Consider the following 15984-nt stretch of genomic DNA (forward strand, 5'->3'; position numbering starts at 1 on the left):
GGGGGGGGGGGTATTTTGCACACCATACAACGGAGAGAACGCTCCTAACACTAAAAGCACCGTTGCTAAGTAATATTTATTATTCATAAAACTAGATTTAAGTCTCTTTTGCACTTGAATTATACTATAGATTGTTTCGAAAACATCTCATCTAAATGAGATTACCCACACGCTATTCTATCCATCTCTCACCATACCTAAAATTTTAGATTTAATTTATTAAACATCAAGGTTAACTCGCCTCAAAATCTTGTTTGTATTGAGAAGCATTTTTTTCGGCTGCAAATATAAATAAAAACCACAAAAAAACAAACAACACGATCAGGATCAACAATCCGATCCCAATCCGCGGATAGTAATTACACCCACGAACAAATCTGGCAATTAAACAACGAGAAAAAACCGGCTTCACACTTTCAGAAAGAATATAGCAAGGTTCACCAAAGAAAAGGCGAACAAACACAAAAGTGAATACACACACATATTCCTCTATCATCTCAAGCTAAATTACACACAAATTAGTTGTATTTAAATTCAGACTTTGAAGTGAAATTAAGCCTACTCATCCTCTCATTTTTTCAATTCATATAATAATAGGATTATCGTCCGGAGACAGGTCTTGTAATTCCTTGGACTCTAAAAGTACAGGAAAATACTCACACAACATTCCCGCATTGATCTCTTTCAGTAAATACTTCTCATTCCCCCAATGCGGAAAGAAGCGATACCCCTGAATGATCGACATCGGAACAGGAGCAAAGCAATAATACGATGACTAATATACAATATTTCATATCCTATTTTCCATTTTACAAGTTGAACCAATAATTCATCTTAATCATGAACGTATTCGTAGCGGGGAGTCCCCACATACGATCCAGATTACTTCCCCAGCCGGGCGAGTACCAGTTATCCCGGTTGGACATCCGGTGTTCCCATACGAAATAAAGCGTGGAGCCGGGCAAGTATTCCCAGCGGGCTACCAAGTTGGAACGGAACTCGTTGAACCGGAAATCCGGGTTGTTGAAAGCCATCCGCCCCTCTCCCTCACCGAGCGTGTAGACACCATCCGCATACGTCAAATGATCCGGATCGATACGCAGGAAACGGTTCTCAAAGGTATGCGACTTCGTATCCGCCGCTAATTTAAAATCATCGTATTTAGCGATAGAGGTGAACGGGGCGCCATAGAATTGAATGGAAATATCGGGGGTCACGTTCACTTGTAATTTCAGCGTGAGACCATAGGTCTTCTGATCCATGTGGCCCATAACATAAGCAGGGGCAGAGCCACGTGCGCCAAGCGGATGCGTCGTAGCCACATATTGCATCTCATCCGTATTCCATGCGTAATCCAGTTGCCCGGACAAATAGACATGGTTTCCCAAGCGGAAGGTCAGGCTCGGCGAGATCGTATTGAAGCGATTTCCCTCGAAATTATGATCGCCCTCGTATTTGAGCATGAACATCATTCGTTTCGCCTTATCGGTATTGAACTTAGCGGAAGTTAAGAAATAAGAACCGAAGCGAACATCCGGTCCCCCTCGCAATAAGCGGCTATCCAGCCAATTCCAAGCGAAGGTTTCCTTGACATCCCATTCATACCGGTTCATCGTCATACTTTGCCAACGCAAGGAAGCGTTGTTGCTAAAAGGAGTACCGCCGTAATTCCACATATTCTTTTGGGACAGGGTAAAAGCGTTGTACCGGAATATTTTCCAGATATCGGTCTGCCGATACATGATCTCCGTCTCATTCATCAGATAATCCGTTTCCTTCATATATCCCATATCATTCAAGTCGAAACCGGGTGACGACCAAGTAAAGGTCTCCGAGAAGTTCCATTTGGCGTTTCCTTTCCGTCCCACTTTCACATAACCGCCCGTTCCGGTCAGGGAGCGACGAGTAGGATCCACCCCCAGATAATCGGCGGAGGAAGCCCTTTGATAATAATGCGCCACGCTATTCTGCAAGGCCGTGATCGCCCCGGCGCTACCATGCAAGGAACTCAGCATTCCCTTTACATCTATATAATAAAGGCGATTCTTGAAATACTGGGTAAAGTCAATACCCGCCGTGAAAGCGTTACGCACCATGAAATCCTCCAGATAAGGCTGATCCAAGGCACGGTTTACCGAGGTCACCATACCGCCCAGCAAGGTATTCCCTTTCCAGTTCTTTTGCACACGGGCCACCGTATAGTTGGTCAAAGGCTCCACGACTTCCACATCCTCCACCCCATTACGGGTGACCTTGGAGGAGGAACGTGCCGTGACACTCTCGATCACCCCGATCGTCAAGCCTTGTCGGTTCGTCCCGGTTAATTTTAAGGCACCGATAATCGGCACATTCTCTTTCGTCTCGGCATAACTGCCCACGTTGTCTATATCCCGTGGAGTATAAGAGGGAGAGGCGCCAATCCTACGGGTATAAAACATCATATCGCTGCCGTTCGCGAAATCCAAGATATGCTTGCCCTCCAAGAAGAAGGGGCGTTTCTCATCGTAAAACGTCTCGTAGGCCGTAAGGTTCATGACGGAAGGGTCCAACTCCACTTGTCCGTAATCCGGATTGATCGTCATATCCAACGTATAATCCGAGAGGGCGAACTTAGCGTCCAAGCCCACGTTTCCTCCCCAGCTATGTCCTTTTTGATAAGGGCTGCCGTCTATCCGGGGCTCCTGCCTGTATTTACCCATCACATACGGCAAGAACTCTATGCCGCGGGGCTTGGGAACAGAGTCCATGCCGCTCATGTTACCGAACGAGAAGACATGGCCGTTATTTTTCAAGGGGATCATGCTCCAGTTCTGCACCTCGTTATTCCGACGGATAATACGGCGTACGTGCAAGCCCCAAACGCCATCCTCCGATCGCTGGTTATAGCGCAATTGGCTGAACGGGATACGCAACTCGGCGGTCCAACTGGAATCCGCCCGGTTGATATTCGTTCGTCCTTCCCAAACGGCGTTCCAGCTAAGGTTGACGTTCAACTTATCCGTTACGACCAGATCCGTCTTATTCCCTCCTAGATTGATATTGAATTCCGGCGCCGCACGATAATCATGGTAGGTGTCGAAAGCGACGCTGATCAAATCGCCCAGACTATTATCATCCCGGTTCCCGATAAAACGATTCATCTTATCCGGCACGGCGTCCTTGCAATACACGCCTATATATATATATTTATCATCATAGAAAAGTTTCACCCGGGTCGGGGATTGGGTGATCGCCCGCTCATAAGGGATAATCTGCACGAAACGATCCGACCATTCGCCTTGCTTCGTCCAGAAGTCCTCATCCAGCTTACCGTCGATCGTAGGTCTCACTCCCGATACTTTCCGGATATTATAGGTACGTTTATACGCTTTCTCAAAGGGGACGATCGAATCTTGCTGGGCTTCGCACAACAACGAGATTCCTAAAAACACGAGTAGAGTCAGATATTTCATAATGGCCTAGACTATAAGATAACAATAAGCCTCAAAGATACACACTTCTTTTCAGAAAAGAACACATCTTCCTTAGATTTATCGCAACGAAGCCGAAGGCATACTTTCCGATACGTTCAATCACGGCGTGGCCGATTGGATCTATGGCGTGATGGGCCGGCAGGCGGTCGGCCGGAGATTTTTGGATCGTTTTGAAGCCGGCAGACGGTCTGCCGAAGGATTTTTAGCTGTTTTGGAGTCGGCAGACGGTTCGCCGGTGGATTTTTGATCACTTTGGAGCCGGCAGACGGTCCGCTGAAGGATTTTTAGCTGTTTTGGGGGCGGCAGGCCGTCTGCCGGTGGATTTTTGATTGTTTTGAAGCTGGCAGGCGGTCGGCCACGTCCCCATGAATAGCGTCACGATAAAAATCAACAACCGCCTCCCAACGCCCGGTACAGCAATATCTTCTTCCGGCATAAATCGGTGACGATATCGATATGCTCCAGCTCGCTATCCAGATAACGCTCCTCGGCAGAGAGAACCTCCAAGAAACCGGTATAGCTTAATTGGAACATCTCGCCGGCATTCACCACGGAACGCTGGTGAGCAAGGGATTCTTTCTCTTTCAAGCGGATACGCTCCGTTTGGGTCTGGCTGGCGCAATAGAGATCGAGCACCTCGGTGTAAGCGTTCAAAGCGGTCTCGTGGTATTGGGACAAGGCGATACGCTGGGAAGCCTTCGCCTCGTTCCACATCGAACGGATCTCATCGCGGCGGAAGATAGGAGCCGTGATACCCGCCGCCAAGTCGTACACCAAAGAGGCCGGCGAGTGGAACCACTTACCCACGTCAAACGCGTTGAAACCACCACTGGCGCCAAGCACCAACGAGGGATAGAAAGCCGCCTTCGCCGCTATCACATCCGCCTTGGAGGCGATCAGCTCCATCTCGGCGGAACGTACATCCGGACGCAATGTCAAGAGGTTCGCCGGAATCCCTTCCGACAAGGGAACCGGCAACTTGCGCAACTCATCGAATCCCATCCGGCGGATCTCGAAGGGGAAAACACCCAACAGGCAAGCGATCGCCCGCTCCTTCTCACCGATCAACTGATCGTTTTCCAGCAATTTACCCTCGATCGACAACACACGGGCATAAAACTGATCGACCGCCAACTGCGTCTCCGCCCCTTCCCTCTTCAACTGGCGGGTCAGCTCATGGGAACGACGGGCACTGGCCAACGCGTTCCGCAACACCTCCTTACGCCGGTCCAAGCCGATCAACTCATAATATTGAATCGCCAAATCGGAGATCAACATCGACTGGGCAAAACGGGTAGCCTCCACGGAAGCCATCCAGCGAGCGGCGGCGGCCTGCTTCTTCCGGGTCAGTTTGCCCCAGATATCCGCTTCCCATTGAAAGCTCAAGCTCAAGCCGAAATCCCGGTAAGGGTCCGGTATATGCTTATCCTTTGGCAAAGAAGGCACGTTTGTCTCGCTATTCCCCACACCATCCATCGTATATTCACCGAAACGGTTCACGGAGGCTCCGATGTTCAAATTCACGTCCGGCAGCAAAAGCCCTTTCGCCCGTTGCAAGGCCGCGCGGCTCATGGCGATGCGCTCCATGCTCTGCCGGAAGGAATGGTTATTGCGTAAAGCCACATCCACATAGCCTCGCAATAAGGTATCTTGGAAAAAGACATCCCACGACAGCGGTTTCACGAACGTAGTGTCGTTCATTCCCATCTCGCCGGATTCCGGAAGCGAGATCCGCTCGTCCATCGATAGCTCGGGAGTCTTACAACCGGCCAAAGCAATCAGAGCCAAGGCGCAGCCTATCATTATATATCTCATCTTATTAATACACATACTCGTCTTCTTTAATTTGCTCTTTCTCTTTTCTCTTTTTAAAATAAGTAGCCAGCGACTCGAAGATCACGTAAAGCCCCGGGATCAAGAAGATACCGACAAACGTACCGATCAACATACCTCCGGCCGCCGCCGTACCGATCGAACGGTTCCCCAAGGCACCGGCTCCCGAGGCGATCGTCAACGGAATCAAGCCACTGATAAAAGCGAAGGAGGTCATCAAGATCGGGCGCAAACGACTGGTAGCCCCTTGAATAGCGGCCCCCATCACGCAGACACCTTCCTTACGGCACTGGTTCGCCACCTCGATAATCAAGATCGCGTTCTTTCCCAGCAAACCGATCAACATCACCAACGCCACCTGCGCGTAAATGTTATTCTCCAGCCCTACCACGTACAGCAAGAAGAACGAGCCGAACACACCCGCCGGAAGCGACAGGATAACCGGAAGCGGAAGCAATAAGCTCTCGTATTGGGCGGCAAGCAACAGATAGACGAACGCCAAACAAATAGCGAAGATCACCAACGTTTGCCCGCCGGACTCTTTCTCTTCCTTCGCCACGCCGGACCATTCCGTATCATAACCACGGGGCAATACCTCGGCGGCGATCTCCTCGACAGCCGCCAACGCCTCACCCGAGCTGACACCCGGGGCGGCCTCGCCGGTAATCATGGCCGAGGTAAACAGGTTGTAACGGGTAATCTGGCTCGGGCCGTACACACGCTCCATCGTCATGAAGTTGGAGTAAGGCACCATATTCCCCTCCTTATTCTTAGCATACAGGCTGAACAAATCCTCCGGATTCATACGATACTCCGGAGCCGCTTGCAACATGACCTTGTACATCTGGCCGAAACGGACGAAGTTGGAGGAGTAGAAGCTACCTACATAGGATTGCAAGGTCTCCATGGACTCGTTCACGTTGATGCCTAGCTTGGCCGCCTTCGCCAAATCCACCCGGAGCAGATATTGCGGGAAATTCGGGTTGAAGCCGGAAGTGACACCGGTCAGGCGAGGATCCGCGTTCAGCTTCGCCACGAAGTTCTTGGCGACCTCATCCAGCTCGGCGAACGTACCGGCGGTCTTATCTTGCAGACGAAGCTCGAAACCGCTCGCGTTACCGAATCCCGGAACCGTAGGCGGCAGGAAGAACTGGATGTCCGCGTCCTTGATATGGGCGACGCGATCGGCGTACACGCTCATCAACTCCGCCGCCGTCTGCTCCCGTTGATCCCAAGGGGTCAGGTTAATCATACCCATACCGAAGCTGGCACCCTCCGTCTCGGTCATCAAGCTATAGCCGGCCAAGGTAGAGATCGTCTCCACCTCTTCCAACGGCAACAAAGCCGCTTGCACCTTGTTCAAGGCCGCTTCCGAACGCTCCAAGGTAGCTCCGGGAGGCGCGTCCACGTTCACATAGATCATACCTTGGTCCTCGTTCGGGATAAAGCCGGAAGGCAGCACGAACGTCATGCCCCACGTGGCCAGACAGAAAAGGATCAAGGTTGCGTACGTCAGCATCCGACGGTTCAAGAACCATCTTAAATTCAAGCGATAACGACGCTCCAAGAAATCATAACGGCGGTTAAAGCCCTCGAAGAAACGAGTCAGAAGGCCCTTCTTCGCCTTCTTCGAGTGGGATACCGGCTTCAGTAACAAGGCGCAAAGAGCCGGAGACAACGTCAAGGCGTTCACGCCGGAGATCACGATCGCCACGGCAAGCGTCAACGAGAACTGACGATAGAAGATACCCACCGTACCATCCATGAAACCGACCGGGATAAACACGGCGGACATCACCAGCGTAATAGCGATAATCGCCCCTCCGATCTCACCGATCGCCTTTTTCGTCGCCTTCAACGGGGGCAGCTTCTCGTTGTGCATCTTCACGTGGACCGCCTCCACCACCACGATCGCGTTATCCACCACGATACCGATAGCGAGCACCAAGGCGAACAAAGTCAGCATATTGATCGAGAAACCCAGCATCTGCATAAAGAAGAACGTACCGATCAACGATACCGGAACGGCGATAGCGGGTATCAACGTAGACCGGAAATCCTGCAAGAAAAGATACACCACGATAAATACCAAGATAAACGCCTCCAGCAAGGTCTTGAGCACGACCGATATGGAAGCGTCCAAGAAACGGGATACGTCGTACGAGATATTATATTCCATACCCGGGGCAAACGTCGTTTCCTTCAATTCCTCCATCTTCGCCTTGATCTGCTGGATCACCTCACGGGCGTTCGAGCCCGGACGCTGCTTGATCATGATAGAGGCCGAGGGCTTTCCGTCCGTCATGGAGATCATATTATAATCCTCGGAATCAAACTCGATCGTAGCCACGTCTTTCAGGCGAAGCACGGAACCGTCCGGCAGGGCTTTCAAGACGATCTCGCCATACTCCTCCGGCGTGCTGAACTTACCGCTATACTGCAAGACGTATTGCAATTGCTGCGGGATCTTGTCGGAACTGATACCCGTCTTACCCGGCGCCGCCTCGATATTCTGCGAGCGGATCGCCTCCGTAACCTCTTGCGGCGACATATTATAAGCCGCCAATCGGTTCGGGTTCAGCCATACACGCATCGCATAGTCGCGGCTACCCATGATCTCCACGAATCCCACGCCGTCGATGCGCTTCAACTCACGCAAGATATTGATATCGGCGAAATTATATACGAATTTCTCCGTATGGGTACTATCCGAGCTCATGATGTTCAGGTACATCAACATACTGTTCACCTCCTTCTCCGTGATCACGCCGGCACGGATCACCTCTTCCGGAAGCTCATCCAGCACGGTGGTCACACGGTTCTGCACATTCACGGAAGCTACGTCCGGGTCGGTACCGACCTTGAAATAGATCGTAGTCAAGGACATACCGTCGTTCGTACAAACAGAGGTCATATAGGTCATTCCGGGCACGCCGTTGATGGCACGCTCCAGCGGGGTCGCCACCGTTTTCGCCATCACGTCGGCGTTCGCTCCGGTATAACGGGCGGTAACGGTAACGGATGGGGGCACGATATCCGGAAATTGGGTGATCGGCAAGGAGTTGATCGCCAGCAATCCCAAGAAGACAATTACCACCGAGATCACGCCCGATAAGATAGGGCGTCTGATAAATATTTCAAACATAGGGCTTACTTATTATTCTCGATTTCGTTAGACGATTCCAATTGACGACGGATCGTGGCTCCATCTACCATATCGGGATTGATAGTCATGCCGTCCGTGATCATCTGAACACCCTCGTAGACGATAACGGTCTGGTCCGGCAAATCCTGTGTCACGTAATAAGAACCGTGGCGGGCCAACGGCTCGAAGCTGCGTACGCTCACCTTTCCATCTTCCGCTACTGTATATACATAGGTGAAATCCTGAATCTCGAAAGTGGATTGCTGGGGAACCAAGACCACGTTCTCCATCTTGGTCAGCATCCGGATCTTACCGGATACGCCATGTCGCAGCAAACGTTCCGGGTTCGCGAAACGGGCACGGAAAGCGATCGATCCGGTACCCCGCTCAAAGTCGCCCTCCACGGTCTCTACCTTCCCTTTATACCGATAGGTGGATTGGTCGGAAAGGATCAGTTCCAGATTATTATACTCCGGCTGGTCGATACCGCTCAACTGCGTCCGTTTATATTCCAGATACTCCTTCTCGTTGATCTTGAAATAAGCGAACATATCCGATACGTCCGTCAAGGAGGTCAATAAGCTGCTCGGCGTAACCAAACTTCCCACCTTAAAGGGGATGCGGTCCACGTATCCCTCGAAAGGAGCCGTGATCGTCGTGTACGAGAAATTAGTCTCCGCACGTTGCAAACGGGATTTGGCCTGTTGCACCTGCAAGCGTGCCACGTCCGCCTCGGCCATCGCCTGCTCCAGACGGATCGGCGAGATGATATCTTTCTCCACCAAACGCTTGATGCGGTCTACCTCTACCTCCGCCATCTTCAACTCGGCTTGGGCCTGTTTGTGATGGGCTTGCGCCTCTTTCACCTCCTCGTACAATTCCGCCGAGGAAAGCTTGAAAAGCACCTGCCCTTTCTTCACGTGCTCGCCCTCGTCCACGAGGACGGCCTCCACGAATCCTTCCACTTTAGGTTTCACCTCTACAAACTGTACGGCTTGTACATCCGCTACATACGACTGCGGCACCTCGATCGTGGTCGTGGTTAACCGCATCACCGGCGTATGATCTTTCTTCCCGGACTTTTTCTCCCGGTTTTGGCTACAAGATACCCATACACAAGCCGTTAAGCATAGTAAGGGTAAATAGTTAGAAAACAATTTTATCCTCATAAAACTTATAGATTTATAATTATTTGAATACGACGAAAAGCACATAGGCGAATCACCCCATGCGCGACAATAAGAAACAGGTAAGTTCTGCTAAATCAGATAGGAACAGAACCAAACGAAATTCTGTGCTTTGTGTAGGTTATAAAATAAAGGAAGCTTGGCGCATTGCCGTAGTTCCAAGGAATGAATTAATTCATGTAAATCCAGAATCGTAAACAAGTCCCATATCAAATCGATCTCCAAGGCTCGAATTTGCACTTGCTCCTGACGTACCGTTCGCAAGGAGGCGTTATCGTCAAAATCCAACAATACATCGGGCGCCTCTTGATCGACCATTTCCATCGAGGTCGTGATAATATCCTCCGGAAAGAAATCGCTTCCAATGGAATAAAACTGTAACAGCACCAACATGATCATAAGCATGATACGCTGGTGAAGCCCAAAACGATTATTCACTGTTACATTTAGCATCTTTTATCTAATGGAGGCGCAAAGATAAACAATCTTTTTGGGAAGAAAAAACATTTCACCCGCATACGAGTATTGGTATCGCCCCACGCCGGTATAGGCATGAGGCGATGCCGGTATAGGCGTAGGGCTACACCAATACCGACACAGGCTCACGCCTATACCGGCACTTAAATATATGCCTTTACCTTCTCCCGATCCGTTTGTACCGTCTCGAATTCGGAGGACACGATACTGCTTCCCATCGGGACATTCTCATTGCGGTATTCCATTTTACTATATACGATACTTCGGGCGGACGTATGAAACTCTTTCGCTCCTGTCTCCGCCTCTATTTTCCCGATATTATTCTCACGTACGCCACATCCCGGCATGATGATGATCCGTCCGTCCGCACGTTTCACCAGCTCGGCGATCAAGGGGATTCCTTTCACGGCATCCGATTGCTGGCCGGAGGTCAAGATACGGTCGCATCCCAACTCGATTAGCTGCTCCAAGGCAGTGAATGGGTCCCGGCAAACATCGAAAGCACGATGACAAGTTACGGACAGAGGTTTTGCCGCCTCGATCAAGCACCGCATCAAGGGTACATCGATATCCCCGTCTTTCGTAAGACAGCCGAAAACGACGCCATGCACTTTTAGCTCCTTGCACAGTTCTATATCCAATAGCATGGATTGCACCTCGGCTTCCGTATACAAGAAATCACCGCCTCTCGGACGGATAATCACATTGATATCGATCTTGGAAGTCAGAGCCTTCGCCGTCTTGATCTCTCCATAACTAGGTGTAGTTCCCCCTTCGGGTATCCCGGCGCAAAGCTCTACACGGGTAGCGCCTCCCGCCTCCGCCTCCACACAGCTCTGGGCGGAGTTCGCGCATATCTCAATAATTCGTTTCATGTTTATTTAGTATTGTTGACGTACAAAATTACATAAATATCACCACTTGCTCAACAGAACCACAAATAACTATCCGATACCATTAAAAACACCCCTATTATGGATTAACAAAATAAAACAGAACTGTCACCTTTACTATCAAAAAGGCAGCAAATTCGTATCTCCTTATCTATCTATGCCTTAGAAATTTGACTATAGCTTTCTGATTCGTCCAAATAAGAAACAAATTGGTCTATTTCGGAACTACAGCTAAATAGTTTAAAGTTTAACTAATCTCAAAAAGACACAAAAAGTTCTATTTTCAAGGATCGAAACGCCATAAAACGTAATATTGCAACGACATTTTAATAGGTTAAGATAAATAACAAATAGGCTTTATGGGAGAAATAAAAGGCTATATCTCACAGGTTATCGGCCCGGTAGTGGATATCCACTTTGATTATGGGACAGAAGAAACAGTAACCCTCCCCCGTATCCACGACGCCATGGAGATTTCCCGTCCGAACGGAAAGATCTTGATCGTCGAAGTTCAGCAACACATCGGGGAAAACACCGTCCGTACCGTAGCGATGGATACGACCGACGGATTGAGACGAGGCATGGAGGCCATGTCATACGGAATGCCCATCACCATGCCGACCGGCGACCAAGTCAAAGGACGTTTAATGAATGTCACAGGCGACCCTATCGACGGCATGGCCCAGCTTACTAAAGACGGGGCTCTTCCCATCCATCGTGAGCCTCCTAAATTCGAGGATCTGACAACGACCCAAGAGGTCCTGTACACGGGTATTAAAGTAATCGATTTATTGGAACCTTACGCCAAAGGAGGTAAGATCGGACTTTTCGGAGGAGCCGGAGTGGGCAAAACGGTATTGATCATGGAATTGATCAACAACATCGCAAAGAAAAACAACGGATTCTCCGTCTTCGCCGGTGTGGGTGAACGTACACGTGAAGGAAATGACCTATTGCGTGAAATGATCCAATCCGGTGTCATCCGATACGGCGAGGAGTTTAAGAAGAGTATGGAGGCAGGTAACTGGGACTTGTCGAAGATCGATTACGATGAATTGGCTAAGTCGCAAGCTACCTTGGTATTCGGGCAGATGAACGAACCGCCGGGCGCCCGCTCGTCCGTGGCCTTATCCGGTTTGACGATCGCCGAATCCTTCCGTGACAAAGCCTCTGAGGGAGAAAGAAAAGATATATTATTCTTCATCGACAATATCTTCCGTTTCACCCAAGCCGGTTCCGAGGTTTCCGCCTTGCTGGGGCGTATGCCTTCCGCCGTAGGTTACCAACCGACATTGGCCACGGAAATGGGTGCCATGCAAGAACGTATCACTTCAACCAAGAAGGGCTCCATCACCTCCGTACAGGCGGTGTATGTTCCTGCCGATGACTTGACGGACCCGGCTCCGGCGACTACCTTTACGCACTTGGACGCGACAACCGTCCTCAGCCGCAAGATCACGGAACTCGGTATCTATCCGGCCGTAGACCCGCTGGAATCTACCTCCCGCATCCTTGATCCGCTGATCGTAGGCAAGGAGCATTACGACACAGCGCAACGGGTAAAACAAATCCTGCAACGGAACAAGGAACTTCAAGATATCATATCCATCCTCGGTATGGAAGAACTTTCCGACGAGGACAGGCTAACGGTCAACCGGGCCCGCCGTGTACAACGTTTTCTGTCCCAGCCCTTCTCCGTGGCGGAACAATTCACTGGCGTACCCGGTGTCATGGTCTCTATAGAGGATACGATCCGGGGATTCAAGATGATCATGGACGGGGAAACGGATGACATACCCGAACAGGCATTCTTAAACGTAGGAACCATCGAGGATGTCTTGGAGAAGGCCAAGCAGCTGAAAGAACAAGCAAATTAATCGATATGAAACTGGAAATTGTATCACCGGACGGCATTCTTTTCGAAGGCGAGACCGAATCTGTCTCATTCCCGGGAGTTGCCGGTTCATTCGATATCTTGCCTCATCACGCCCCATTGATAGCAGCGTTGAAGGCGGGTACGATCCGGTTCGAGGCAAACGGCAAAAGACAAGAACAAACGATACAAAGCGGATTTGTAGAGGTAAAAGACGACATCCTATCCGTTTGCGTCGAATAAAAACATACGACAATGAATGGCAGATTAAAAATGAGGTTAATGGGTTTGATCACGTTTATCAACGTGGCAATAGGCGTTTCATTGGGTGGTTTATTATATACCATCTGGCCGGAACACTATTTCTCGTGGTATCCGTCCATTCCCTTCTTTTACTGGGTCATGGCCATGGCGATGACTTTCTTCCTAGACCGGGTAAAAAGTAAAAACGGAGATGTGACCGTAACCATGTACATGCTAGTCCGGTTGTGTAAGTTCACGCTCGCTTTCGTCTTCTTATGGATGTACGCGGCGTTTGTCGGGCAACAATTAAAGACATTTGGTTTCACGTTGATGTTATTCTATTTCATTTACCTCGGACTGGAGACTTACATTTTATATCTGTTTGAAAAGAAAAGAATGAAAAGAGAGAAAAGGGAAAAGGATGATGAGTACAATCAAAGATAACAAATACATATGGATCGCTTTCTGGATGTGGCTCAGCTTTCTCACCCCGGCAAAAGCGGCGTCCGGCGAGATAGACGTGCAGGATATCGTCTTCTCCCACATTCAAGACGCCTATACATGGCATATCACGGAATGGAACGGACAAGAGATTGCGATTCCCCTGCCTATCTTGGTAAAAAGCGAGGAAAGAGGATGGGATTTATTCCTGTCATCCCATCTACATCAAGGCCGGACGCATCACAATTATTATATCGCCGGGGAAGGTGAGCATGCGGGAAAGGTTGTTGAGAAGAACAGTGCCGGAGAAGAGGTTCGCCCGATGGATTTCTCATTGACCAAGAATGTTTGCGGACTGTTCCTCAGTTGCGGTCTCTTGCTTTTCATCGTTCTCCGAACCGCCCATTGGTATAAAAAGCACCCGAACGAGGCGCCGGGCGGATTTATCGGATTGATGGAAATGGCCATCTCCTACATACAAGACGGGGTGATCAAAGAGGCGATCGGAAAAGAATATAAGCCGTTCTCGTCCTATTTGCTGACGGTATTTTTCTTTATCTTGATCAACAACCTGATCGGAATCATACCTATTTTCCCGGGAGGCGCTAATATTACGGGAAATATAGCGGTAACAGGCGTATTGGCACTTTGTACGTTTATAGCGGTCAACCTGTTCGCCACGAAAGCGTACTGGAAAGAGATCTTTTGGCCCAAAGCGCCGATCTACTTGAAACTGCCCTTGCCGATCATGCCGTTCGTGGAGTTCTTCGGGGTATTCACCAAGCCGTTCGCGTTGATGATCCGTCTGTTCGCCAACATCATGGCGGGCCATACGATTATCTTGGCGCTAACCTGTTTGATATTCATAACGGCAACCATGGGAGTAGCCGTGAATTTCGGTATGACGATCGTATCCGTCTTGTTCTGTGCGTTCATGAACTGTCTGGAATTGTTAGTGGCTTGCTTGCAAGCTTATATTTTCACCCTGCTGTCGGCCAACTATATCGGATTGGCCAAGGTAAGGGAATAAATCCAAAGAAATTAAGGTATTAGAATTATATTATTAAGGTTACTAATTTAAAATTAAACACTATGTTATCGACTATTTTATTACAAGCGGCAGCCGGGATGGGCGTAGCGAAGATGGGAGCCACTATAGGAGCGGGATTCGCCGCCATAGGTGCAGGTATCGGAATCGGATTGATCGGTAAAGGTGCCGTTGAAGCTATTGGACGCCAGCCGTCGGCCGCAGGAGAGATCCGTACCTCGATGTTGATTATGGGAGCGTTGGTAGAAGGTGTGGCATTGTTCGCTATTGTCGTATGTTTCTTAGCGTTGTTCCAATAAAAAAGTAACAAACTATGTCTTTATTAACACCGGATTCAGGGCTTCTATTCTGGATGATCGTTTCATTCGGGATTGTCTTCGTGATCCTTTCCAAATACGGTTTTCCCGTGATCGTCAAGGCAATCGAACAACGGAAAGCTTACATTGACAATTCCTTAGAGACGGCACGTCAGGCGAATGAGCGACTTGCCCATATCCAAGCCGAGGGCGAGAAGATGCTAGCCGAGGCCAAGGAAAAGCAAAACGCCGTCCTGAAGGAAGCCTTTGCCGAAAAGGAGCGGATCATCGAGGAGGCACGTAAAAAGGCCGTCTCCGAGGCACATCTGCAGATAGAGGAGGCTACCCGGCGTATCCGCGAAGAAAAAGAGAAAGCTATTCGCGAAGTCCGCTCGGAGATAGCGGATCTGTCTATCGCTATCGCAGAGAAAGTAATGAAAGAGAAAATCGGCCGGGATAAGGAACAACAACAGATGATCGACCGGCTGCTGGATGAGGTATCGTTTAGTAAATCGTAAGGTATGGATATAGGAACTATTTCTTCCCGGTATGCCAAGGCGCTTTTCTCCCTAGCGAAAGACAAGGGACAGGAAAGCCGGGTATATGATGATATGAAGATGTTGGCGGACAGCTTCTCGATGGAGCCGGAGCTTAGGGGTGCCTTGAGCAACCCGATCGTTTCCGTACCGGAGAAAGTGAAATTGCTTACGGCGGCGGGGGGTATCGAGGTCTGCGAGCTATATACACGTTTTATCAATCTGGTATTAGCCCATAAACGGGAGACACTACTGCCCTTCATCGCATACATTTATATCCATTTGTACCGGAAAGAGAAGAAGATTACCCGGGTACGATTCGACACAGCCGTAACGGTAGACGATGCGGTCAAGTCTCACCTGCAAGACAAGCTGCAGAAAGAGACGGGATGCACGATCGAGTTCTCCGGCCATGTGGAACCGGAACTAATCGGGGGCTTCCGCCTACGCATCGGCAATTACCGGATAGACGCTAGCTATGCGACGCAACTACGGGATATCCGTACCGGGCTACTCGAAAACAGATAAAAAAGAAGAAG

At 49.7% G+C, this 15984-nt stretch carries 14 protein-coding genes; 7 read left to right on the forward strand and 7 right to left on the reverse strand.

Annotation, left to right across the window (positions count from 1 at the left end; all coding sequences use genetic code 11):
- Positions 1-583: 583 nt before the first annotated feature.
- The 7 genes from DWY79_RS22535 to DWY79_RS00765 form a co-directional block, all read right to left on the reverse strand.
- A complete protein-coding gene (locus DWY79_RS22535) occupies positions 584-745 on the reverse strand; it encodes a hypothetical protein (RefSeq protein WP_008778049.1) in 162 nt (53 codons plus the stop codon).
- Between the two features lie 64 nt (positions 746-809).
- Positions 810-3452, reverse strand: a complete 2643-nt coding sequence (locus DWY79_RS00740; RefSeq protein ID WP_122368689.1) for a DUF5916 domain-containing protein — start codon at positions 3450-3452, stop codon at positions 810-812.
- A gap of 408 nt (positions 3453-3860) precedes the next feature.
- Positions 3861-5303 carry an efflux transporter outer membrane subunit gene (locus DWY79_RS00745; protein ID WP_122368690.1) on the reverse strand — a complete coding sequence of 481 codons (1443 nt, stop codon included), beginning with the start codon at positions 5301-5303 and terminating at the stop codon, positions 3861-3863.
- Entirely contained in the window at positions 5293-8451 is a 3159-nt protein-coding gene (locus DWY79_RS00750) for an efflux RND transporter permease subunit (RefSeq protein WP_005865936.1), read from the reverse strand. Before DWY79_RS00750 ends, DWY79_RS00745 begins: the two co-directional genes overlap by 11 nt.
- Positions 8452-8456: 5 nt before the next feature.
- A complete protein-coding gene (locus DWY79_RS00755; protein ID WP_005865934.1) occupies positions 8457-9620 on the reverse strand; it encodes an efflux RND transporter periplasmic adaptor subunit in 1164 nt (387 codons plus the stop codon).
- A 90-nt stretch (positions 9621-9710) separates the two neighbouring features.
- Positions 9711-10091 carry a hypothetical protein gene (locus DWY79_RS00760; RefSeq protein WP_005865932.1) on the reverse strand — a complete coding sequence of 127 codons (381 nt, stop codon included), beginning with the start codon at positions 10089-10091 and terminating at the stop codon, positions 9711-9713.
- A gap of 167 nt (positions 10092-10258) precedes the next feature.
- Positions 10259-10990: a copper homeostasis protein CutC gene (locus DWY79_RS00765; protein ID WP_122368691.1), complete on the reverse strand. Its 732-nt coding sequence runs from the start codon at positions 10988-10990 to the stop codon at positions 10259-10261.
- A gap of 377 nt (positions 10991-11367) precedes the next feature.
- Here DWY79_RS00765 and atpD point away from each other — a divergent pair, with 377 nt between their 5' ends.
- The 7 genes from atpD (at position 11368) to DWY79_RS00800 (ending at position 15973) form a co-directional block, all read left to right on the forward strand.
- Positions 11368-12885: a F0F1 ATP synthase subunit beta gene (atpD, locus tag DWY79_RS00770; RefSeq protein WP_008774072.1), complete on the forward strand. Its 1518-nt coding sequence runs from the start codon at positions 11368-11370 to the stop codon at positions 12883-12885.
- 5 nt (positions 12886-12890) lie between these two features.
- Positions 12891-13124 carry an ATP synthase F1 subunit epsilon gene (gene atpC, locus DWY79_RS00775; protein WP_005861798.1) on the forward strand — a complete coding sequence of 78 codons (234 nt, stop codon included), beginning with the start codon at positions 12891-12893 and terminating at the stop codon, positions 13122-13124.
- Positions 13125-13136: 12 nt separating this feature from the next.
- Entirely contained in the window at positions 13137-13568 is a 432-nt protein-coding gene (locus DWY79_RS00780; protein WP_008778048.1) for a hypothetical protein, read from the forward strand.
- Positions 13546-14595: a F0F1 ATP synthase subunit A gene (gene atpB / locus DWY79_RS00785; protein ID WP_008774074.1), complete on the forward strand. Its 1050-nt coding sequence runs from the start codon at positions 13546-13548 to the stop codon at positions 14593-14595. Before DWY79_RS00780 ends, atpB begins: the two co-directional genes overlap by 23 nt.
- A gap of 62 nt (positions 14596-14657) precedes the next feature.
- On the forward strand, positions 14658-14912 hold the full coding sequence (gene atpE, locus DWY79_RS00790; RefSeq protein WP_005861792.1) for an ATP synthase F0 subunit C: 255 nt from the start codon (positions 14658-14660) through the stop codon (positions 14910-14912).
- Positions 14913-14926: 14 nt separating this feature from the next.
- A complete protein-coding gene (gene atpF / locus DWY79_RS00795) occupies positions 14927-15427 on the forward strand; it encodes a F0F1 ATP synthase subunit B (RefSeq protein WP_005861790.1) in 501 nt (166 codons plus the stop codon).
- Between the two features lie 3 nt (positions 15428-15430).
- Complete coding sequence (locus DWY79_RS00800; protein WP_122368692.1) at positions 15431-15973, forward strand: F0F1 ATP synthase subunit delta; 543 nt, start codon at positions 15431-15433, stop codon at positions 15971-15973.
- Positions 15974-15984: the final 11 nt, after the last annotated feature.

This window comes from Parabacteroides sp. AF27-14, assembly GCF_003635425.1.
In the GTDB taxonomy this organism is placed as follows: domain Bacteria; phylum Bacteroidota; class Bacteroidia; order Bacteroidales; family Tannerellaceae; genus Parabacteroides; species Parabacteroides distasonis.